General features: G+C 73.8%; 18 protein-coding genes. 11 read left to right on the top strand and 7 right to left on the bottom strand.

Annotated elements, in window-relative coordinates:
* The first annotated feature begins 25 nt into the window (after positions 1-25).
* The gene (locus ACWCP2_RS33430; RefSeq protein WP_450912320.1) at positions 26-673 is read left to right on the top strand and encodes a biliverdin-producing heme oxygenase; all 648 of its coding nucleotides are present in this window, start codon (positions 26-28) and stop codon (positions 671-673) included.
* A 111-nt stretch (positions 674-784) separates the two neighbouring features.
* Here the strand turns inward: ACWCP2_RS33430 and ACWCP2_RS33425 are convergent, their stop codons facing one another.
* The 3 genes from ACWCP2_RS33425 to ACWCP2_RS33415 all read right to left on the bottom strand — a co-directional run bounded on the left by ACWCP2_RS33425 (position 785) and on the right by ACWCP2_RS33415 (position 5,145).
* Positions 785-1,453, bottom strand: coding sequence for a PhzF family phenazine biosynthesis protein (locus tag ACWCP2_RS33425; RefSeq protein WP_450912319.1), 669 nt, complete (start codon positions 1,451-1,453; stop codon positions 785-787).
* 37 nt (positions 1,454-1,490) lie between these two features.
* Positions 1,491-2,996, bottom strand: a complete 1,506-nt coding sequence (locus ACWCP2_RS33420; protein WP_450912318.1) for an HtaA domain-containing protein — start codon at positions 2,994-2,996, stop codon at positions 1,491-1,493.
* A 484-nt stretch (positions 2,997-3,480) separates the two neighbouring features.
* Positions 3,481-5,145, bottom strand: a complete 1,665-nt coding sequence (locus ACWCP2_RS33415) for an HtaA domain-containing protein (RefSeq protein ID WP_450912317.1) — start codon at positions 5,143-5,145, stop codon at positions 3,481-3,483.
* 182 nt (positions 5,146-5,327) lie between these two features.
* Between ACWCP2_RS33415 and ACWCP2_RS33410 the strand changes: the two genes are divergently transcribed.
* The 6 genes from ACWCP2_RS33410 (at position 5,328) to efeU (ending at position 11,970) form a co-directional block, all read left to right on the top strand.
* Entirely contained in the window at positions 5,328-6,341 is a 1,014-nt protein-coding gene (locus ACWCP2_RS33410; RefSeq protein WP_450912316.1) for a heme/hemin ABC transporter substrate-binding protein, read from the top strand.
* A gap of 1 nt (position 6,342) precedes the next feature.
* The gene (locus ACWCP2_RS33405) at positions 6,343-7,485 is read left to right on the top strand and encodes a FecCD family ABC transporter permease (protein WP_450912315.1); all 1,143 of its coding nucleotides are present in this window, start codon (positions 6,343-6,345) and stop codon (positions 7,483-7,485) included.
* Positions 7,482-8,405 carry a heme ABC transporter ATP-binding protein gene (locus ACWCP2_RS33400; protein WP_450912314.1) on the top strand — a complete coding sequence of 308 codons (924 nt, stop codon included), beginning with the start codon at positions 7,482-7,484 and terminating at the stop codon, positions 8,403-8,405. The genes ACWCP2_RS33405 and ACWCP2_RS33400 overlap by 4 nt, the downstream gene beginning before the upstream one ends.
* Before the next feature lie 186 nt (positions 8,406-8,591).
* Positions 8,592-9,743, top strand: a complete 1,152-nt coding sequence (gene efeO, locus ACWCP2_RS33395) for an iron uptake system protein EfeO (protein ID WP_450912313.1) — start codon at positions 8,592-8,594, stop codon at positions 9,741-9,743.
* A gap of 34 nt (positions 9,744-9,777) precedes the next feature.
* The gene (gene efeB, locus ACWCP2_RS33390) at positions 9,778-11,094 is read left to right on the top strand and encodes an iron uptake transporter deferrochelatase/peroxidase subunit (protein WP_450912312.1); all 1,317 of its coding nucleotides are present in this window, start codon (positions 9,778-9,780) and stop codon (positions 11,092-11,094) included.
* A gap of 18 nt (positions 11,095-11,112) precedes the next feature.
* The gene (efeU, locus tag ACWCP2_RS33385; protein WP_450912311.1) at positions 11,113-11,970 is read left to right on the top strand and encodes an iron uptake transporter permease EfeU; all 858 of its coding nucleotides are present in this window, start codon (positions 11,113-11,115) and stop codon (positions 11,968-11,970) included.
* A gap of 1 nt (position 11,971) precedes the next feature.
* On the opposite strand, the gene ACWCP2_RS33380 is transcribed toward efeU, so the two are convergent.
* From ACWCP2_RS33380 to ACWCP2_RS33370, 3 genes are all read right to left on the bottom strand, one after another.
* A complete protein-coding gene (locus ACWCP2_RS33380; protein WP_450912310.1) occupies positions 11,972-12,586 on the bottom strand; it encodes a GNAT family N-acetyltransferase in 615 nt (204 codons plus the stop codon).
* Positions 12,586-13,449, bottom strand: a complete 864-nt coding sequence (locus ACWCP2_RS33375; protein WP_450912309.1) for a PhzF family phenazine biosynthesis protein — start codon at positions 13,447-13,449, stop codon at positions 12,586-12,588. The genes ACWCP2_RS33380 and ACWCP2_RS33375 overlap by 1 nt, the downstream gene beginning before the upstream one ends.
* A gap of 112 nt (positions 13,450-13,561) precedes the next feature.
* Positions 13,562-14,332: an SDR family oxidoreductase gene (locus tag ACWCP2_RS33370; RefSeq protein WP_450912308.1), complete on the bottom strand. Its 771-nt coding sequence runs from the start codon at positions 14,330-14,332 to the stop codon at positions 13,562-13,564.
* Between the two features lie 109 nt (positions 14,333-14,441).
* On the opposite strand from ACWCP2_RS33370, the gene ACWCP2_RS33365 reads away from it, so the two are divergent.
* Both ACWCP2_RS33365 and ACWCP2_RS33360 read left to right on the top strand, forming a co-directional pair.
* Positions 14,442-15,770, top strand: a complete 1,329-nt coding sequence (locus ACWCP2_RS33365) for a Bcr/CflA family multidrug efflux MFS transporter (protein ID WP_450912307.1) — start codon at positions 14,442-14,444, stop codon at positions 15,768-15,770.
* Between the two features lie 51 nt (positions 15,771-15,821).
* Complete coding sequence (locus tag ACWCP2_RS33360) at positions 15,822-16,826, top strand: small ribosomal subunit Rsm22 family protein (RefSeq protein WP_450912306.1); 1,005 nt, start codon at positions 15,822-15,824, stop codon at positions 16,824-16,826.
* 88 nt (positions 16,827-16,914) lie between these two features.
* On the opposite strand, the gene ddaH is transcribed toward ACWCP2_RS33360, so the two are convergent.
* Positions 16,915-17,946 carry a dimethylargininase gene (ddaH, locus tag ACWCP2_RS33355; RefSeq protein ID WP_450912305.1) on the bottom strand — a complete coding sequence of 344 codons (1,032 nt, stop codon included), beginning with the start codon at positions 17,944-17,946 and terminating at the stop codon, positions 16,915-16,917.
* Between ddaH and ACWCP2_RS33350 the strand changes: the two genes are divergently transcribed.
* Together ACWCP2_RS33350 and ACWCP2_RS33345 are read left to right on the top strand one after the other, a co-directional pair.
* Complete coding sequence (locus ACWCP2_RS33350) at positions 17,849-18,508, top strand: TetR/AcrR family transcriptional regulator (RefSeq protein ID WP_450912304.1); 660 nt, start codon at positions 17,849-17,851, stop codon at positions 18,506-18,508. The genes ddaH and ACWCP2_RS33350 overlap by 98 nt on opposite strands.
* A gap of 137 nt (positions 18,509-18,645) precedes the next feature.
* Positions 18,646-19,395 carry a bifunctional DNA primase/polymerase gene (locus ACWCP2_RS33345; RefSeq protein ID WP_450912303.1) on the top strand — a complete coding sequence of 250 codons (750 nt, stop codon included), beginning with the start codon at positions 18,646-18,648 and terminating at the stop codon, positions 19,393-19,395.
* Positions 19,396-19,662: the final 267 nt, after the last annotated feature.

Genomic DNA, 19,662 nt, shown 5'->3' with positions numbered 1-19,662 from the left:
TCTTCCGATTCCTCGGAGGTCCGTCTTGGACGCCTTCTCGACCGTCATCCGTGTCGCCTCGCACGAGCAGCACACCGAGGCGGAGACCTCGACCTTCATGAGCGACCTGCTGGGCGGCCGACTCGGTGTGGACGCCTACGCCCGCTACACCGAGCAGCTGTGGTTCGTGTACAAGGCCCTGGAAGACGCCGCGGAAGCCCTCCGGGACGACGCCGTGGCCGGGCCGTTCATACGGCCCGAGCTGATGCGCCTCGCCGAGATCGAGCGCGACCTGGCCCACCTGCGGGGTCCCGCATGGCGCGAGAGCCTGGTCGCACTGCCCGCCACCGAGGCCTACGCGGCCCGCGTGGCCGAGTGCGCGGCGTCCTGGCCGGGCGGGTACGTGGCCCACCACTACACCCGCTACCTGGGCGACCTCTCCGGCGGCCAGATCATCCGCGACAAGGCGGAGCGGACCTGGGGCTTCGAGCGCAAGGGTGACGGCGTCCGCTTCTACGTCTTCGCGGACATCTCCAACCCGGCCGCCTTCAAGCGGACTTACCGCGAACTGCTGGACGCGATCGCCGCGGACGACCTGGAGAAGCAGCGCATCATCGACGAGTGCAAGCGCGCCTTCGACTTCAACGGGGCGGTCTTCCGCGAGCTGGGCGAGCAGTTCCCGCTCAGCGCGTAGCGCCTGCGGCGGGCTGGACGGGGAAGGGGGGTGGGCCCGACGGGCTCACCCCCCTCCGGGCGTCCTCCCCCCGGGGCTCCGCCCCGGACCCCGGAGCCCGGACCCCGTGCCTCAGAGGGCCGCGAGGCCGGGGTTGGCGAAGCGGACCCGGCCGCCGATCTCCACCGTGTCGTCCGGGCCGGGGGCCGTCAGGATCTGGGAGCCCCTGCCCTGGGTGATGTTCAGCGCGCGGTTCAGTTGCGCCGTCAGCAGGATCGCCGCCGAGCCGGTGGCCTCGTCCTCGGTGATCACCCCGTCGGGGCGGCGCGGGAAGCCGCGGGCCCGGATGCGGCCCGCCGCCTCGTCCTCCCAGGCCCAGGCGTACAGCCAGCCCTCGCCCGGCGGCGGGGCGGGCAGCGCCTCGACCGCGGCGGCGTCCGCGTACTGCTCGGTGCGCTTGCCCTCGACCCATTCGGGCCGGGCGGTGATCCAGGTGAACTCCCCGTCGTCGCGCGCCCATACGGCGCCCGCCGGGGGCTGGAGCTCCTCGATGTCGAGCAGCCACGCGACGCCGACCAACGGGTGCCCGGCGAAGGACATCCGGGTGCCCGGGGTGCGGATGTCGACGATCCCGCGCTCGGGATCGTCGACGAACACCGTCTCGCTGTAGCCGAGTTCGGCGGCCAGCGCCTGCCGTGACGCATCGTCGGGGCAGGACCGGCCGTCGCGTACGACGCCGAGCGTGTTGCCGTGGCTGCCGTCACCCGCGCAGAAGACCCTCAGGACGTCGAGATCGTTCACGCGGGCATTGAAGCACGGGTCGGTTCCGGGCCCTGCGTCAGATCTGCGCCGTGCGGCGCCTGCGGGCGGCGAACACCGCGCCCGCGCCCGCCGCGATGATGGCCCCGGAGGAGCCGAGCAGCGCGCCGGCCGGGATCTCGGAGCCGGTGGCGGCGAGGCCGCCGCCACCGACCGTGCCGGCGCCTCCGGTGCCGCCGGCGGTTCCGGTGCCGCTGGTGGTTCCGTTGCCGCTGGTGGTTCCGGTGCCGCCGGTGCCGGCCGGGGGCAGGACGGCGTCCTTGTCCACGGAGACGGTGAGGTTGACGTCGTCCGCCCGGGTGCCCACCGGGTACATGGAGCCGGTGGTCTCGTTGGCGAAGGCGGCGGAGCCCTCCGCCGTGAGCGCGGTGCGCACGGCGTTGAGGGTGAGCACGCCGTTCTTGGCCGTGTAGTCGGCCTTCGCGAGGTCGAGCGTGGCGAAGGGGATGTTCGCCTTGGTCCCGGCGGGGGTCTTCACGTCGAGGACCAGGCTGCCCTTGTCGCCCTCGGCGGTGATGCGGACGTTGCCGAAGGTCATGTCGATGCCGTGGGCCGCGTACTGGAAGCGCAGGTTGCCCGCGAAGGTGGCGTTCAGCTTCCGTGCCTTGGTGTCGAGGGTGCCCTTGCCGCCACCGAAGGCGAAGCTGCCGCCGTTCGCGACCGCGCCGTTCGCCGGGGTGACGGTGCCGCCCGCGTTCTGGACGTAGGTGCGGAAGGACTCCTTGATGCCCCAGGCCAGCTTGCCGCCGAGGATCTTCTGCGGGCCCTGGGTCGCCGGGGAGCTGGTCCCGGCGGTGGGCTTGGGGGAGGCGGGCTTCGACGGGGCGGGCTTCGACGGGGAGGGCGACGACGCCGTCTTCGACGGGGACGGGGAGGGGGACGGTGAGCGGGTGGCCGAGGCGGACGGGGTCGGGCTCGGGGAGGGCTTCGGCGGGAACTTCAGTACGGCCGTCAGCGGGTCGCCCGCCTTGTCCTTGTAGCTGTCCGAGCCGAGGAGCTTGGCGGCGTCGGCCGTCAGCGTGGTGCCGAGGCCGGCCATCGACTGCCCCGCGAAGGCGACCTTCGCGAAGGGGACGTTCTTCGTGAGCTTGCCGTCCCGGGTGACGTCGATGATCAGCAGCTTCTTGCCGGTGTCGATGCGCGGGTTCGCGAGCTTCACCTCGAAGTGGTGGGCGGCCGAGGTGAAGGTGACGCTGCCCTTGAAGGCGGCGGTGACGAGGTGGGTGGCCGGGTCGTACGCGCCGGTGGCCGAGCCGAAGGTGAAGCCCTTGGCGGTCTTCTTCGCGCCGTCCGCGACGGTGATCCTGCCCTGGGCGATCGTCGTGACGTAGGTGCGGTAGCTCTCCAGCACGCCCCAGTCGAGGGTGCCGCCGACGACCGGGATCGTCGCGGGGGCGCCCTGCGCGGCGGAGGCGGCCGGCGCGGTGCCCGTCGCTGCCGCGGGCAGGACGAACGCGGTGGCGGCGATCGCGGCGGAGGTGGCCACGGCGGCGGCGAGGGCGAGGGGGCGGCGGATCGATGACATGGCGGGTCTCCTGAAACGGGGGAAGGAGGCGGAGGAGGGGGAGGAGTACGGGGCTTGCGGCGTGCGAAGGCACGGCGAAGCCGAGCCCTGGCGGTACGAGGCCCTGCGGGGCCCTGCGGGGCTTACGGGTGGGTGCGGTACGGCGGTTGCAGGCCGGCGGGTCCGGCTGCGCCGGGCCCGCGCAGCGGGGCGGTACGGGGCCCGCGGGTGCGGGCGGTTCGGGTAGGCCGGCCCGCGCAGCGGGGCGGTGCGGGAACCCGCAGGTGCGGGTGGCTCGGGTGAGCCGGCCCGCGCAGCGGGGCGGTACGGGAACCCGCAGGTGCGGGCGGTTCGAGTGAGCCGGCCCGCGCAGCGGGGCGGTACGGGAACCCGCAGGTGCGGGTGGCTCGGGTGAGCCGGCCCGCGCAGCGGGGCGGTACGGGGCCTTCGGGCGGCCCCGGGCCGCCGGCCCCGGGGGTCGGGCCCCCGGGTAGGGCCCCCCGGGTCAGCCGCGCGGGGCGGGCCCGCCGTCCTCGGAGGGGTCGGGGGCCGGGGTGTCGGCGTCCGCGGCCGGAGCCGGGGTCTTGGTGCCCTCGGACGGAGCCGGAGCATGGGCCTCGGTACCCGGAGCCGGAGTTCCGGTGCCCGGTGCCACGGCGCCCGGGGCCGGGGCCTCCGTGCCCGGTGCCACGGCGCCCGGAGCCGGGGCCTCAGTACCCGATGCCACGGCGCCCGGGGCCGGGGCCTCCGTGCCCGGGGCCTCCGTGCCCGGGGCCGCGTTCGTGGCGGCCTCGCCGCGGCGGCGGTTGCGCAGGGCCAGGGAGGTCGCTGCGGCGGCGAGGGCGAGGACGGCCACCGCGGCGGCGGCGTAGAGGACGGTGTTCGGGGAGTCGTCCGGCTCCGCCGCGGCCGTCGGGGCCGGGGCGGGCGGGGCGGACGGGGTGGCCGTGGAGCCGAGGTTCGGGAGGGGCGGGAGCTTCGCGGCCCCGTCGAGGGCGACCGCGAGGGAGACGGGGTCCATCTCCGTGCCCGGCTTGTACATGGAGTTGAAGGCCTGGGCTCCGCCCTCCGTGAGGGTGGCCGGGGCTTCCGTGAGGGTGGCCAGGCCGCCCTCGGCCGTGAGGCCCTTGGCGTCGAACTCCACGAGCGGGACGGCGGGTTGGGTGTCCGTGCCGGTGGTGACGTCGGCGGAGAGCACGCCCTTGCCGTTCTCCACCGTGGCCGTCAGCTTCGCGAGCTTCAGGTCGAGGTGCGCCCCGGTGAAGCGCACGGAGCCGGTGAAGGCCGCGTCGAGGGTGCCCTTCGCGCCGTCGTACGCGCCCTTGCCCTGCGGGAAGCGGAACAGCGCGCCGCCGTCCTGGGCGCCGTCGGCCAGCTCCCACTTGCCCTGTCCGATGGAGCCGGAGACGTACTCGCGGAAGGTGCGCCGCACCCCCCAGTCGACGGCGGCGTCGGTGAACGCCCCGCCGGCCCGCGGGGTCCGATCCGCCGGAGTGGCCGGGCCGGTCGGGGCCGGCGGGGCGGACTGCCCGGCCGCCGCGGGCTTGACGTCCACGGAGAGCGAGACCGGGTCGAGCCGCGCGCCCGCCGCGTAGTAGCCGGCGAAGGCCTTGGCGCCCTGTTCGGTGAGGGTGGCCGGGACGTTGGCGAGCGCGATCGGGCTGCCGCCGCCCTTCATGTTCACCCCGCCCAGGTTCAGTTCGGCGAAGGGGACCTGGGAGGCGGTGGTGACGGCCCCGCCCTCCTTGGCCTTGCTGGAGACGTCCACGTAGAGGGTGCCGCTGCCCCCGCCGATCTTGACGGTGGGCCGGCTGACGCTCATGTCCAGCTCGTACGTGCCGTCCGGCTTCTGGTGGCCCTGGAAGGTGACGCCGCCGCTGAAGGCGGCGTGCAGGGAGCCGCTGTCCGGGTCGTAGGAGCCGGTCGCGGAGTGGAAGCGGAACAGGCTGCCGCCCGCGGTGGCGGCTCCGTTCTTCAGCTTGAACCCCCCTTTCGCCACCGGCCCGGTGACGTAACTCTGGAAGGAGGATTTGATGCCCCAGTCGAGTCGGCCACCCTCCACGGTGCGGCCCGCCGCCTGGGCGGCGGTCGCCGGAAGCAGGGCTCCCAGCAGGGCCGCCAGAGTCGCCAGCAGGGCGACGGCGGAAGCACGGGCGGGTCCAGCGGACATGAATGTCCCCTCCAGGGTCTAGCGAGCGAGGTTAGGCTAACCTAAGCTACGTTCGGCCGGGTGTGAAACCCCCCGGCCCCCGGAACCTCCGGACCTCTGGACCTTCGGACCCCGGAACCGCCCGAACCTCCGGACCCCGGTCCGGCCCCCACTCCCAGTCGGACGATCAGGACGGTGCCTTCGTGCCTACGCCCGCCGCGTCAACCCGCGTGTCCCGCCTCGCCGTCGCCCTGACCTCCGTGGTCCTGGCGCTCGGCGTGAGCGCCTGCGGGAGTACGGCCACCCCCGCCGCCGGAGCCGGGGCCCCCGCCCTCCCGGACCGGGTGGAGCCGCTCGCCCAGGCGCCCGCGCCCGCGCTTCCGGCGACCGTGGCCTCGGCGGACGGCGCGCAGGTCACGGTCGCCTCGGCGGAGCGGGTGATCCCGCTGACGGGCGGCCTCAACGAGATCGTGTTCACCCTCGGGCTCGGCCCCAAGGTCGTCGCCAAGGACATCACCGCCACCTTCGAACAGGCCGCGGACCTCCCGGTGGTGACGCGGGGCCACGACGTCTCCGCCGAGAGCGTGCTGTCGCTGCGTCCGACCCTGGTGCTGGCCGAGACCACCTCCGGCCCCGCCGAGGCGATCCAGCAGATCCGCGACGCGGGCGTCCCCCTCCTCGTGGTGGCCCCGGCCAAGTCCCTGGACGACGTGGCGAAACGGACGGAGACGGTCGCCTCCGCGCTGGGCGTCGAGGAGGCCGGTGCGCGGCTCAACCAGCGCACCGCCGACCGCATCGCCGCCGCCCGCAAGGCGCTGCCCGCCTCGGGCAAGAAGCCGCGCGTGGCCTTCCTCTACCTGCGCGGCACCGCCTCCGTGTACCTGATGGGCGGCTCCGACTCCGGCGCCGGCTCCCTGCTGGAGGCGGCCGGCGCGGTGGACACGGGCCCGCAGTCGGGGCTCGGCAAGGACTTCACCCCGATCACGAGCGAGGCCCTGGCGGCCGCCGCGCCCGACGCGATCCTCGTCATGTCCAAGGGACTCGAGTCCGTGGGCGGCGTGGACGGGCTGGTCAAGATCCCGGGGGTGGCCCAGACCCCGGCGGGCATGGACCGGCGCGTGGTCACCGTCGACGACGGGGTCCTGCTCAACTACGGCCCGCGCACCGACCAGGTGCTGACCTCGCTCATCACCCAGCTCTACGGCAAGGCCTCCTGACGTGTCCCTCTCGTACGACGAAGCCCCCGAGACGCCGCCCCGAGCGGACCCCCTTCCCGCTCCCGGGCGGGCGGCGTCCCGGGCCACTCCCACCGCCGCCGGCGCACCGCCCCGGCGGCGGTGGGGTTCCGCCTGGCTCACGGGCGCGCTGGCCGCCGTACTGGTCCTGCTCGCGCTGGTGTCCGCCGGAGTGGGGGCGTACGAGATCCCGCTCGGGGACGTCGTCGGGTCGGTGCAGCACCGCCTCGGCCTCGGGGGCGCCGCCCTCGACCGGGTCGGGGAGAGCGTGCTGTGGAACGTACGGCTGCCGCGCGTGGTGCTCGCCCTGCTCGTCGGGGCCAGTCTCGGCTGCGCCGGGGCGCTGATGCAGGGGGTGTTCGGCAATCCCCTCGCCGAGCCCGGGGTGATCGGGATCTCGGCGGGCGCGGCCGTCGGCGCGGTCGCCGCGATCGGGCTGGGCCTGAGCTTCTTCGGCAACTGGACCATCACCGCCTGCGCGTTCCTCGCGGGACTGGTCACCGTGGGCGCCGTGTACCTGCTGTCCCGCAACGGCGGCCGGACGGAGGTCGTCACCCTCATCCTGACCGGGATCGCCGTGAACGCCTTCGCGGGCGCCCTGATCGGCCTGTTCGTCTTCTTCGCCGACAGCGGCCAGGTCAACCAGATCACCTTCTGGCAGCTCGGCTCCCTCGCCCAGGCCACCTGGCCCAAGGTGCTGGCCGTACTGCCCTGCGCGCTGGCCGGTCTGCTGATCGCCCCCTTCTCCGCGCGCAAGCTGGATCTGCTGTCCCTCGGCGAGCGGCCCGCCCGTCACCTCGGCGTCGACGTGGAGCGGCTGCGCCTCACGCTGATCCTGGTCGTCGCGCTGCTCACGGCGGCGGCCGTCGCCGTGGCCGGGATCATCACGTTCGTCGGGCTGCTCGTACCGCACCTGCTGCGCATGGCCAACGGGCCGGGGCACCGCTTCCTGGTGCCCGGCAGCGCGCTCGCCGGAGCCGTGGTGCTGGTCGCCGGGGACCTGGCCGCGCGGACCCTCGCCCAGCCCGCCGAGCTGCCGCTCGGTGTCCTGACCGCCCTGCTCGGCAGTCCGTTCTTCTTCTGGCTGCTGCGCCGCACCCGTCGCAAGCAAGGAGGCTGGGCATGAGCGTCCGGCTGCGTTCCGGCCTCGCCGCACTCGGCCTGCGCGGAAGCAGGCGCACCGTTCCCGCCCGCCCGGCGCCCGGCGCGCCGCTGGCCGAGGTCACGGAGCTGCGCGTACGGCTCGGCGGGCGCGAGGTGCTCGGCGGGATCGGGCTGACCGTGCGCGCCGGGGAGGTGCTGGCCCTGGTCGGGCCGAACGGCGCGGGCAAGTCCACCCTGCTGGCGGCCCTGTCCGGGGACCTGCCGGCCGCCTCCGGGGAGGTGCGGATCGACGGCCGCCCGATGGGCGACTGGCCGGCCCCCGAGCTGGCCCTGCGCCGGGCGGTGCTCCCCCAGTCGGCCGAACTGGCCTTCCCCTTTCCCGTGGAGGACGTCGTACGGATGGGCCGCGCCCCCTGGGCGGGCACCGGGGCGGCCGGCTCGGACGAGGAGGCGGTGGCCGCGGCCATGGCCGCCACCGAGGTGACGGGCTTCGCGGCCCGCCCGTTCTCCGGGCTCTCCGGCGGCGAGCGGGCCCGGGTCGCGCTGGCCCGCGTGCTGGCCCAGGCGGCGCCGCTGCTGATGCTCGACGAGCCGACGGCGGCGCTGGACCTGCGCCACCAGGAGCTGGTGCTGCGGATCTGCCGGGAGCGGGCGGCGGCCGGGGACGGGGTCGTGGTGGTCCTGCACGACCTGGGCCTGGCGGCGGCGTACGCGGACCGGGTCGCCGTCCTGCACGGCGGCCGGATCGCGGCGGACGGCCCGCCGGCGGAGGTGTTCGAGGACGGGCTGCTGAGCCGGGTCTACCGCCAGCCGGTGGAGGTGCTCCCGCACCCGCGCACCGGGGCGCCGCTGGTGGTTCCCGTACGGGACGCCGAGCCGGCCGGGTCCGGAGCGGCGCATTCCGCCGTACGGAACGGTCACCGCGGCTTGACCTCCGCTTGACCCGGAGATGGGGTCGGCGTGGGGCACCCGTGACGGCTCCGTGTCCGTCCCCGGAATGTGTGGGCTGAATCACTGGACGTGCGGGTATTGGTCAGGTAAGCCTCGGTTAAGTTAGGTCCGCCTCACCGGCCGTGCCCACCGATCGGGGCGGCCGTCTGCCGAACGCCAGACCGCCAGGAGCCCCCTATGCGCCCCGTCCGCCTCTCCGTCGTCACCGCGGCAGCCGTCGCGGCCGCCCTCACCGCGGTCACCGGCTGCTCCGAGAAGAGCGACGCGTCCGGCGACGGCACCATCAAGATCGCGGCCTCCGACTCCGCCTGCGAGATCTCCGCGAAGGAGTTCCCGGCGGGCAAGGTCGCCTTCCAGGTCGAGAACAAGGGCTCCAAGGTCACCGAGCTCTACGTCCTCTTCCCCGACGACCGCATCGTCGCCGAGCGCGAGAACATCGGCCCCGGCACCAAGGCCACCATCACCGCCGAGCTCAAGGCGGGCGACTACGAGATCGCCTGCAAGCCCGGCATGAAGGGCGACGGCATCCGCCAGCAGGTCAAGGCCACCGGCACGGGCACCGCCGTGAAGCGCAGCCCCGAGGCCGACGCCGCGGTCGCCGCCTACCGCAAGTACGTGCAGGAGCAGGCCGACGAGACCATCCCGAAGGCGCAGGCCTTCGCGGACGCCGTCAAGGCCGGCGACGTCGAGGCCGCGAAGAAGGCGTACGCCCCCTCGCGCATCGGCTGGGAGCGCACCGAGCCGGTCGCCGAGTCCTTCGGTGACATCGACCCGAAGGTCGACGTCCGCGAGGACGGCCTGGAGGCCGGCCAGGACCCGGAGAAGGACTGGACCGGCTGGCACAAGCTGGAGAAGTCCCTCTTCGAGGGCAACAAGATCGACGACAACGACAAGAAGCTCGCCGAGACCCTGATGGCCGACCTGGCCGTGTGGCAGAAGAAGGTCGGCCAGGCGGAGATCACCCCGACCTCCATGGCGAACGGCGCCAAGGAGCTCCTCGACGAGGTCGCCACCGGCAAGGTGACGGGCGAGGAAGAGCGCTACAGCCACACCGACCTGGTCGACTTCAAGGCCAACGTCGAGGGCGCGGAGAAGGCCTTCGAGCTGCTCAAGCCGATCACCTCCAAGACGGACCCCGCGCTCACCACCGAGCTGGACAAGCAGTTCGCCGCGCTGAACAACCTGCTGGAGAAGTACCGCCCGAACAAGGCCGCGTACGAGTTCACCTCGTACGACAAGGTCGGCGACGCCGAGCGCAAGGAGCTCTCCGACGGCGTCAACGCGCTGGCCGAGCCGCTCTCGAAGCTCGCCGCCGCGGCCGCGAAGTAACTCCGGAACAGCAGAGCAGGCGGGAGATCCTCACATGAGCGAGTCGGTGTCCGGGCAGCAGCCCGCGCGGGACGACGCCAACGGCGTGCACGAAGCCGCACCGGAGCAGGCGGCCCCCGGCGACGGCGCGCCCTCGCGCCGGACCGTCCTCGGCTGGGGCGGCGCGGGCCTCGCGCTCGGCGCGGCGGCGGCCGGCGGTACGGCGGTCGCCCTGAACTCGGGCACCGACATGGTCTCGGCGGCCTCGGCCGGCGCGGCCGTGCCGTTCCACGGTGAGCACCAGGCCGGTATCGCCAGTGCCGTCCAGGACCGCCTGCACTTCGCGGCCTTCGACGTGAAGACGAAGGACCGCGCCGAGCTGGTCCAGCTCCTCAAGGACTGGACCGCGGCGGCCCGGCTGATGACGGCCGGCCAGCCGGTCGGCGAGGGCGGCTACGGCGGCCTCCCGGAGGCCCCGCCGGACGACACGGGCGAGGCGCTGGGCCTGAAGGCCTCCCGTCTCACCCTGACGATCGGTTTCGGGCCGGGCCTGTTCGCCAAGGGCCGCTTCGGCCTGGAGGGCAAGCGCCCGGACGCCCTGATCGACCTGGAGCTCTTCCCCGGCGACAACCTCGACCCGGCCCGCTCGGGCGGCGACCTGTGCGTGCAGGCCTGCGCCGACGACCCGCAGGTCGCCGTGCACGCCATCCGCCAGCTCGCCCGGATCGGCTTCGGCAAGACGGCGGTGCGCTGGTCGCAGCTCGGCTTCGGCAAGACCTCGTCCACCACCCCGGACCAGCAGACCCCGCGCAACATGATGGGCTTCAAGGACGGCACCCGCAACGTCTCGGGCACCGACACCGCGGCGCTGAAGAAGCACGTGTGGGTCGCCGCCGAGGACGGCAGCGACTGGCTGACCGGGGGCTCGTACCTGGTGGCCCGGCGCATCCGGATGCACATCGAGACCTGGGACCGGACCTCCCTGCAGGAGCAGGAGGACGTCTTCGGCCGCGACAAGGGCGAGGGCGCCCCCGTCGGCAAGTCCAAGGAGCGCGACGAGCCGTTCCTGAAGGCGATGAAGCCGGACGCGCACGTGCGTCTCGCCCACCCGGACAGCAACAGCGGCGCGACGATCCTGCGCCGCGGCTACTCCTTCACCGACGGCACGGACGGGCTGGGCCGGCTCGACGCGGGCCTGTTCTTCCTGGCCTACCAGCGTGACGTCCGCAAGGGCTTCGTCCCGCTCCAGCGGAACCTGTCGAAGAACGACTCGCTCAACGAATACATCCAGCACGTGGGTTCGGCCGTCTTCGCCGTCCCGCCGGGCGTCCGCGACAAGGACGACTGGTGGGGCCGGACGCTGTTCGCGTAAGGGACCGGGAGAACCACAGTGTTCAGCAACTATCTGATCGGACTGCGCGAGGGGCTGGAAGCCAGCCTCGTCGTCTGCATCCTCATCGCCTACCTGGTCAAGACCGGGAACAAGGACAGGCTGGCGCCGCTGTGGCTGGGCGTCGGCCTGGCCGCCACCCTGTCCCTGGCCTTCGGCGCGGGCCTCGAATTCGGTACGCAGGAGCTGACCTTCAAGGCGCAGGAGGCGATCGGCGGCACCCTGTCGATCGTCTCCGTGGGCCTGGTCACCTGGATGGTCTTCTGGATGAAGCGCACCGCGCGGAACATGAAGTCCGAGCTCCAGGGCAAGCTCGACGCGGCGCTCGCGATGGGCACCGGCGCCCTGGTGACCACGGCGTTCCTGGCCGTCGGCCGGGAGGGCCTGGAGACCTCGCTGTTCGTGTGGCGCTCGGTGCACGCCGCCGGGAACGGCGCGGGCCCGCTCATCGGCGTCCTGCTCGGCATCGGGTCGTCGATCCTGCTGGGCTGGCTGTTCTACCGGGGCGCGCTGAAGATCAACCTGTCGAAGTTCTTCACGTGGACCGGCGCCATGCTGGTCGTGGTCGCCGCGGGCGTGCTCGCGTACGGGATCCACGACCTCCAGGAGGCGGACTTCCTGCCGGGGCTGGCCGACAAGGCCTTCGACATCAGCGCGGCGATCCCGCCGGACAGCTGGTACGGGACCCTGCTCAAGGGCACCTTCAACTTCCAGCCGGACCCGACCGTGCTCCAGCTCACCGTCTGGTGCCTGTACCTGGTCCCGGTGCTCGGCCTGTTCCTGGCGCCGTCGCTCGTCAAGCGGCGCAAGGCGGAGCCGGCGGCCGAGCCGGAGCGCTCGGAGCCGCGCGGCACCTGAGTCACCAGAGCCTGTCGACCGTCCCCGGGTAGAGGGGGACGCGGATGCCGGTGAAGGCCGCGCGGACCGAGTCCGCGCGGCCTTCGTCGTCCCCGGCGCGGACCGGGAACGCGCCGAGCACCGTCTTGCCGAGGCCCGGGGCGTCCGTGGCGAGGGGCTCCGCGGGGGTGCCGCCGACCAGGACCGTGCCGGGCAGCACCTCGAAGCCGGCCGCCTCGTAGAACGGGACCAGCTCCGGGTCGCAGCTGAACAGCGCCAGGTCCACCGCCGGATCGGCGGCGAGCCGGGCGCGGGCCGCCGCGACCAGCCGGCTCCCGTACCCGCGCCCCCGTACGTCGGCCCGGGTGACCACACCGCTCAGCCCGGCCGCGCGGTACGTCCGCCCGTCCGCGAGCCGGACCGCCTTGTGGAGGAGCGCCAGGCAGGCGGCGACCCGCCCGCCGGCGTCCAGCAGCAGCACCGCGCGCGGGGAGAGCGCCGGGTCGTGCCCGGGCGACGACCCGGGCCACGCCTGCGCCTCCAGGGCCGCCACCTGCCCGGCGAGCCCGGCGGGCAGGACGTCGTACGCCTCGATGGTCCCCTCGGCGGGCTCCCCGGCGGGCTCCTCGATCCGCATTACGGGATCAGTGCCCCCGCGCCGCCCACCCGGACCCGGGTGTCACCGGAGCGCAGCTCGACGGTGAGCACGCCGGGGCGGCCCATGTCGGCGCCCTGGTGGAGGGTGAGGACGGCTTCGTCCGGGACGAGGCCGCTCTCGCGGGCGTACGCCCCGAAGGCGGCCGCGGCCGCGCCGGTCGCGGGGTCCTCGACGACGCCGCCGACCGGGAAGGGGTTGCGCACGTGGAACTCCGCCGGGCCCGCCCGGTGCACGAGCTGCACGGTGACCAGGTCCAGGCGGCGCATCAGCGTTTCCAGCCGGGCGAAGTCGTAGTCCAGGTCGGCGAGCCGGGCCCGGGTGGCGGCGCCGAGCACCAGGTGGCGGGCTCCGGCGTAGGCGATCCGCGGCGGGAACGCCGGGTCCAGGTCGGCGGCCGGCCAGTCCAGCGCGGCCAGGGCCTCGGCGAGGTCGGCCGGGTCCAGGTCCTCGGTGTGCGGTTCGACGCTGGTCAGGGTGGCGCGCAGGCCGCCGGTCCCCTCCTCCCGGGTCACCGACACCGGCACGGTGCCCGCCTGCGTCGCGAAGACCAGCTCGCCGGGGCCGATCCGCTCGCCCAGCGCCACGGCGGTGGCCACGGTGGCGTGCCCGCAGAAGGGGACCTCCACCTTCGGGCTGAAGTAGCGCACGGAGAAGGCCCGGCCGGGCTCCCCGCCGAGGCCCTCGGGCGGTGCGGTGAGGAAGGCCGTCTCGCTGTAGCCGAGTTCGGCGGCGATCTTCAGCATGGCGGCCTCGTCGAGGCCCGCGGCGTCGAGGACGACTCCGGCGGGGTTGCCGCCGGCCGGGTCGTCGGAGAAGGCGGTGTAGCGCAGTACGTCGGTCATGATCGCCTCAACTGCGCCCCCGGGGCCCGCATTCCCGAATCCCGGGCGTCTTCCCAGGTCGGGACGGGAACGGTGACGGGATCGGGCCCCGGACGGGCGGGTGCGAAACGGGTCAGCCGCGCCCGATGTAGGGCATCGCGGTCGCCATCACCGTCGCGAACTGCACGTTCGCCCCGAGCGGGAGCTCCGCCATGTGCAGCACCGTGCGCGCCACGTCGGCCGCGTCCATGACGGGCTCCACCGCGAGCTGTCCGTTGGCCTGCATGATCCCGGTCTGCATCCGCTCGGTCATCTCGGTGGCCGCGTTGCCGATGTCGATCTGCCCGCACGCGATCCCGTACGGACGCCCGTCCAGCGACAGGGACTTCGTCAGGCCGGTCATGGCGTGCTTGGTCGCGGTGTACGCGATCGAGTTCGGCCGGGGCACGTGGGCGGAGATCGAGCCGTTGTTGATGATGCGGCCGCCCTGGGGGTCCTGGGCCTTCATCACCCGGAAGGCCGCCTGCGCGCAGAGGAAGGAGCCGGTGAGGTTGACGTCGACCACCGAGCGCCAGGCCTCGTAGGAGATGTCCTCCAGCGCGACGCCGGCCGGGCCGAAGGTGCCCGCGTTGTTGAAGAGCAGGTCGACCCGCCCGTGGCGCTCCCGGACGGTCTCGAACAGCGCGGCCACGTCGTCCGGGTCGCTCACGTCGGCGGGGACGCAGAGCACGTCGGCGTCCGGGTGGGCGGCGCGGGCGGCCCCGGCGGTCTCCTCCAGGGGCTCGGTCCGGCGGCCCGCGAGGGCCACCGACCATCCGGCGGCGGCGAGGGTGAGGGCCACGGAGCGGCCGATCCCGGATCCGGCTCCGGTCACTACGGCGATCTGCTTCACACGTGCGTTCATGGAGCCGCAGGCTACGTCACACCGCGCATCGGCCCCGGGACGTTCCGATTGCTGAGAACATGGTGCGATCAGGGGGTGTGAAGACACGATAAGAAGACTGGAGTTCCGTATGCCGGAGCGGGGCCACGCGACAGCGCCCTCGAAGGACTCGTCCACCACGAATCCCTCCCCTCTCACCACCACCCCTCCCCTGACGGCCGCCCGCCGGACGGGACTGCTCGTCACCTTCATCCTCGGCGGACTCACCGCCCTCCCCCCGCTGTCCATGGACATGTACCTGCCGGCCCTGCCGACGGTGACCACGGCCCTGAACAGCCCGGCGGCGACCATCCAGCTCACCCTCACCGCCTGCCTCGCCGGCATGGCCCTGGGGCAGCTGGTCATCGGCCCGATGAGCGACAAATGGGGCCGCCGCCGCCCCCTGCTCATCGGCATGGCCGTCTACGTCCTCGCCACCGCCATCTGCGCCTTCGCCCCGACCGTCGAGCTGCTGATCGCCTTCCGGCTGCTCCAGGGCCTGGCCGGCGCGGCCGCGATCGTGATCGCGCGGGCCGTCGTACGCGATCTGTACGACGGGGTCGAGATGGCCCGGTTCTTCTCCACCCTGATGCTCATATCCGGCGTGGCGCCGATCATCGCCCCGCTCATCGGCGGCCAGGTGCTGCGCTTCGCCGACTGGCGCGGGGTGTTCGCCGTCCTCACCGTCGTGGGAACCCTGCTCACCCTCCTGGTCTGGCGCCGGCTCGACGAGACCCTGCCGCCCGAACGGCGCCAGACCGGCGGCGTCGGCGCCGCGCTGCGCACCATGCGCGGGCTGTTCGCCGACCGCGTCTTCGCCGGCTACACGCTGGCCGGCGGGTTCGCCTTCGCCGCGCTGTTCGCGTACATCTCCGCCTCGCCGTTCGTCGTGCAGGAGATCTACGGTGCTTCGCCCCAGACCTTCAGCCTGCTGTTCGGCGTGAACTCCCTCGGGCTGATCGCGGTGGGCCAGATCAACGGCAAGCTGCTGGTCGGCCGGGTCAGCCTGGACAAGGTCCTCGGGTACGGGCTCGCGGTCATCACGGCGGCCTCGGTCGCCCTGCTCCTCATGACCTCCGGGGTCTTCGGCGAGGTCGGGCTCTTCGCGATCTGCGCCGGGCTGTTCGTCCTGATGTCCGCGATGGGCCTCGTCCTGCCGAACACCAACGCGCAGGCCCTGATGCGCGCCCCGCACGCGGCCGGCTCGGCCTCCGCCCTCCTCGGCACGTCCTCCTTCCTGGTCGGAGCCGTGGCCTCCCCCCTGGTCGGCATCGCGGGCGAGGACACGGCGGTACCGATGGCCCTGGTCCAGGCGAGCTGCGCCCTCCTGTCGGTCCTCTGCTTCGTCGCCCTGTGCCGCCCCTGGCGGACCGGCGGCGCGGCAACCACGCAGACCGCGCAGACCACGCGGACGGCCTGACCCTCCGGGGGAACGGGCCGGGGCGGCTGCCCCGGCCCGTAAACTTGGCGGGTGAACGACACCGCCACCACCACCGCCGAAACCCTGCGCAGCGCCCTCGCCGGGCTGCTCGAAGGCCTCCCGCAGAAGCAGGCCACGGCCGCCGTGGAGCGGCTGATCGCCAACTACCGCGGGACCATCCCGACCAACACCCCCGTCCTGCGCAACCGCTCCGACGTGGCCGCGTACGCGGCGTACCGGATGCCCGCCACCTTCGAGGCCGTACGGTCCGCCCTGGACGGGCTCGCCGAGGCGGCCCCGGGCTGGTCCCCGGCCTCGCACGTGGACGTGGGCGGCGGCACCGGCGCGGCGGCCTGGGCGGCGGACGCCACCTGGGCCGGGACCCGCGAGACGGTGGTACTGGACTGGGCGGACCCGGCCCTGGTCCTCGGCAAGGAGCTGGCCGCGGCCTCCTCCTCCCCCGCGCTGCGGGCCGCCCAGTGGCGCCAGAGCGTCATCGGGGCGGGGATGAACCTCCCCGAGGCGGACCTGGTGACGGTCTCCTACGTACTGGGCGAACTGACCCCCGAGGCCCGCGGCGAGGTCGTCGCCGAGGCGGCGCGCGCCGGCCGGGCCGTGGTGGTGGTCGAGCCGGGCACGCCGGAGGGGTACCTGCGCATCCGCGAGGCCCGCGACCAGCTGATCGGGGCCGGGCTGCAGGTCGCCGCTCCGTGCCCGCACGACGGGACCTGCCCGATCGAGGTCGGCAAGGACTGGTGCCACTTCTCGACGCGGGTCAGCCGCTCCTCCCTGCACCGCCAGGTCAAGGGCGGCTCCCTCTCCTACGAGGACGAGAAGTTCAGCTACGTGGCCGCCACCCGCTTCCCGGTGGAGCCGGCCGCCGCCCGGATCACCCGCAGGCCGCAGATCCGCAAGGGGCTCGTCCTGCTGGAGCTGTGCGGACCCGAGGCCGAGGGGCAGACCAAGGTCAACGTGACCAAGCGCCACGGGGACCTGTACAAGGCCGCCCGGGACGCCGACTGGGGCCAGGAGTGGCCGCCCCCGCAGGGGGCCTGAGCCCGTAGGGGCCTGAGCCCGCAGGGGACCCGGGCCCGTGGCTGACCCGGACCCCCTGCGGGGACGCAACCCGCCGGAGCCGGGCCGGCTAGGGCCTCAGCTCCTGCGTGCAGCACTTCACGCTGCCGCCGCCCTTGAGCAGCTCCCCCAGGTCCATGGGGACCGGTTCGAACCCCCGCTGCCGCAGGGGGGCGAAGAGCCCGGTCGCCTCCTGCGGGAGCAGCACGTGCCGCCCGTCGGAGACCGCGTTGAGCCCGAGGGCGGCCGCGTCCTCGGCCCCGGCGATCAGCGCGTCGGGGAAGAGCCGGCGCAGGACGGCCCGGCTGCCCTCGGAGAAGGCCTCCGGGTAGTACATGACCTCGTCGCCGTCGAGCACGGACAGCGCCGTGTCCAGGTGGTAGTAGCGCGGGTCGACCAGGTCGAGACCGATGACCGGGCGGCCGAAGAACTCCTGGGCCTCGTCGTGCGAGAGCGGGCTGGAGCGGAAGCCCCGGCCGGCCAGGATGTAGGTGGCGGTGACGGCGAAGTCGCCCTCGCCCTCGTTGACGTGGGACGGCTCGTGGACGTCCTGGAAACCGTTCGCACGGAACCAGTCGAGATGGATCTCCGCCTCGGCGGCCCGCTCGGGGTAGGCGAACCGCGCGCCCAGCACCCGGCCGTCGACGACGAGGGCGCCGTTCGCCGCGAAGACCATGTCGGGCAGTCCCCGGTCGGGGACGAGGGTCTCGACGGTGTGGCCCAGGGCCACGTAGCGGTCGCGGAGGTCCTCCCACTGGGCCATGGCCAGGGGCAGGTCCACCGGTTTCGTGGGGTCCATCCACGGGTTGATGGAGTACGTGACCTTGAAGTGCGCGGGTGGGCACATCAGGTAGCGCCGGGGTGTGGCGTCTCTGCGCAATGAAGGCTCCTCACGGTGATGAGAAGAGAATCGTCCCTCCTCGGCGGGAACCGCGCAGTGAACTGACCGGGTGGTTTTCGGAACGGCCGAAAGACGAGCGGGTCGTGGTTGATAAATTGCCGAAATGAGCTCCAGCCCCCTCCCCGACCCCGGTACCGGTCCCGGCTCCGCCCCCCGGTCCCCGGACGCCACGCGCCGCAGCGACCGCTCGCGGCGGGCCATCCTGGACGCGGCGCTCGCCCTGGTGGGGGAGGTCGGCTACAACAAGCTGACCATCGAGGCCATCGCCGCCCGCGCCGGCGTCGGCAAGCAGACCATCTACCGCTGGTGGCCGTCGAAGGCCGCGGTCCTGCTGGACGCCTCGGTCGCGCTCGCCGGGGACGCGGAGTCCGAGGGCGGGTGGACCGGCTTCCCCGACACCGGGGACCTGGCCGCCGACCTGAAGTACGTACTGCGGGCCACGGTCGACGAGTTCGCCGACGAGCGGTACGCGGCCCCCGCCCGCGCCCTGACGGCGGCCGGTGCCACCGACCCCGAGCTGGGGGCGCGTTTCACCGAGCAGCTGCTCGAACCGCAGCTCGCGCTGTACGAGGAGCGGTTGCGGTCGGCCCGCGAGGCCGGACAGCTCCCGCCGGACACCGATCTGCGGCTGACCGTGGAAATGCTGCTCGGACCTCTGACCTACCGCTGGCTGCTGCGCACGGCGCCGCTCACGCACGCTTACACGGATGCGCTGGTGGACGCGGTGCTGGCCGGGGCCGGGGCCGGGTGGGATAGGTCATGACCGGCTGACGGCCGAGAACATATGGCCGGATTCTGTGGTTATGTGGGAGCCCTGGTCGGGGGGTGCGGTCACCCGGCGCCCAGGATGGTGGGAACATGTGAGGGTCTGCCGGGGCAACGGTGTAGGTGAGGGGATAGATGGGGTCTGAGTCGGGCCGCGTCAAACGCGGCGAGCAGAGCAGGATTTCCCAGTGGCTGCGCCGCAAGCCCAAACCCGACGCCGAGGACCCCGCACGAGAACGCGAAGCCCTGCTGCTGGCCGTGGCCGCCGCGGGTCTGCCGATCTCGCCCGCCGCGCATCCGGCCGGCTACCGGTGTTCGTGCGACCGGATCGGCTGTCCGACGCCCGCACGCCACCCCGTCTCCTTCGCCTGGCAGACGCAGTCCACGACGGACCGCGCACAGGTCGAACGCTGGGCCCGCAACCAGCCCGCGGCCAACTTCATCACCGCGACGGGCCTGGTCCACGACGTCCTGGACGTCCCCCTGGAAGCCGGCCACAGCGCACTGGAACGCCTGCTGGCCGCCGGCATCGAGGTCGGCCCGGTCGCCGAGTCCGGCGGTACGGGTGACCAGGCCCGGATGCTCTTCTTCACCGCGACCCGGGGCACGCCCGAGGACGAGGACGAGTGGTGGCCCTGCGAACTGGACTGCCACCCCGAGACGATGGACGAGCACCCCGGGCTGCGCTGGCACTGCCGGGGCAGCTACGTCCTGGTGCCGCCGGCCGCGCTGCCGGGGGACCTCTCGGTGAGCTGGCTCCGCGGCATGGAGCACCCGCTCGTCGATCCGCTGACCCTGCTGGAAACCCTCACGGACGCGTGCGCCACCTACGCCGGGGCCTCCGACCACACCCCCGCCACGGTCGCCTGGCCCCTGGGCCGCTGACCGGCTGCCGCTGACCGGGCCCGGCCCGGCCGGAGCCCCGGACTTCCCCGGCCCGCCAGGCCTGCCAGAGCCCCGCACGGCCGGCCCCGCCAGGCCGGAGCCCCGGACCCGGCCCGTCCGGCGCGGTTCGGCGGCCCTGCGGGGCGGAGTTCCCCTACCCGCCCTTCCACCGTTCCCCGGGCGCTGCCCGGACCCGCGCCTCAAACGCCGGCGGGGCTGAAAGGGGGGCACCGGGCTGCGCCCGGACCCCCTGGGGCTCCGCCCCAG

This window comes from Streptomyces sp. NPDC002104 (genome assembly GCF_053593795.1).
The sequence above is the reverse complement of the archived record's forward strand: the minus strand, read 5'-3'. Positions and strand labels throughout refer to the sequence as shown.

Excerpts from the sequence above, each read along its gene's own strand:
- ACWCP2_RS33420 (WP_450912318.1), bottom strand. The coding sequence starts at position 2,996 with ATGTCATCGATCCGCCGCCCCCTCGCCCTCGCCGCCGCCGTGGCCACC.
- ACWCP2_RS33415 (WP_450912317.1), bottom strand. The coding sequence starts at position 5,145 with ATGTCCGCTGGACCCGCCCGTGCTTCCGCCGTCGCCCTGCTGGCGACT.
- ACWCP2_RS33400 (WP_450912314.1), top strand. The coding sequence starts at position 7,482 with ATGAGCGTCCGGCTGCGTTCCGGCCTCGCCGCACTCGGCCTGCGCGGA.
- efeO (WP_450912313.1), top strand. The coding sequence starts at position 8,592 with ATGCGCCCCGTCCGCCTCTCCGTCGTCACCGCGGCAGCCGTCGCGGCC.
- efeB (WP_450912312.1), top strand. The coding sequence starts at position 9,778 with ATGAGCGAGTCGGTGTCCGGGCAGCAGCCCGCGCGGGACGACGCCAAC.
- ACWCP2_RS33380 (WP_450912310.1), bottom strand. The coding sequence starts at position 12,586 with ATGCGGATCGAGGAGCCCGCCGGGGAGCCCGCCGAGGGGACCATCGAG.
- ACWCP2_RS33375 (WP_450912309.1), bottom strand. The coding sequence starts at position 13,449 with ATGACCGACGTACTGCGCTACACCGCCTTCTCCGACGACCCGGCCGGC.
- ACWCP2_RS33370 (WP_450912308.1), bottom strand. The coding sequence starts at position 14,332 with ATGAACGCACGTGTGAAGCAGATCGCCGTAGTGACCGGAGCCGGATCC.
- ACWCP2_RS33365 (WP_450912307.1), top strand. The coding sequence starts at position 14,442 with ATGCCGGAGCGGGGCCACGCGACAGCGCCCTCGAAGGACTCGTCCACC.
- ACWCP2_RS33350 (WP_450912304.1), top strand. The coding sequence starts at position 17,849 with ATGAGCTCCAGCCCCCTCCCCGACCCCGGTACCGGTCCCGGCTCCGCC.
- ddaH (WP_450912305.1), bottom strand. The coding sequence starts at position 17,946 with ATGGCCCGCCGCGAGCGGTCGCTGCGGCGCGTGGCGTCCGGGGACCGG.
- ACWCP2_RS33345 (WP_450912303.1), top strand. The coding sequence starts at position 18,646 with ATGGGGTCTGAGTCGGGCCGCGTCAAACGCGGCGAGCAGAGCAGGATT.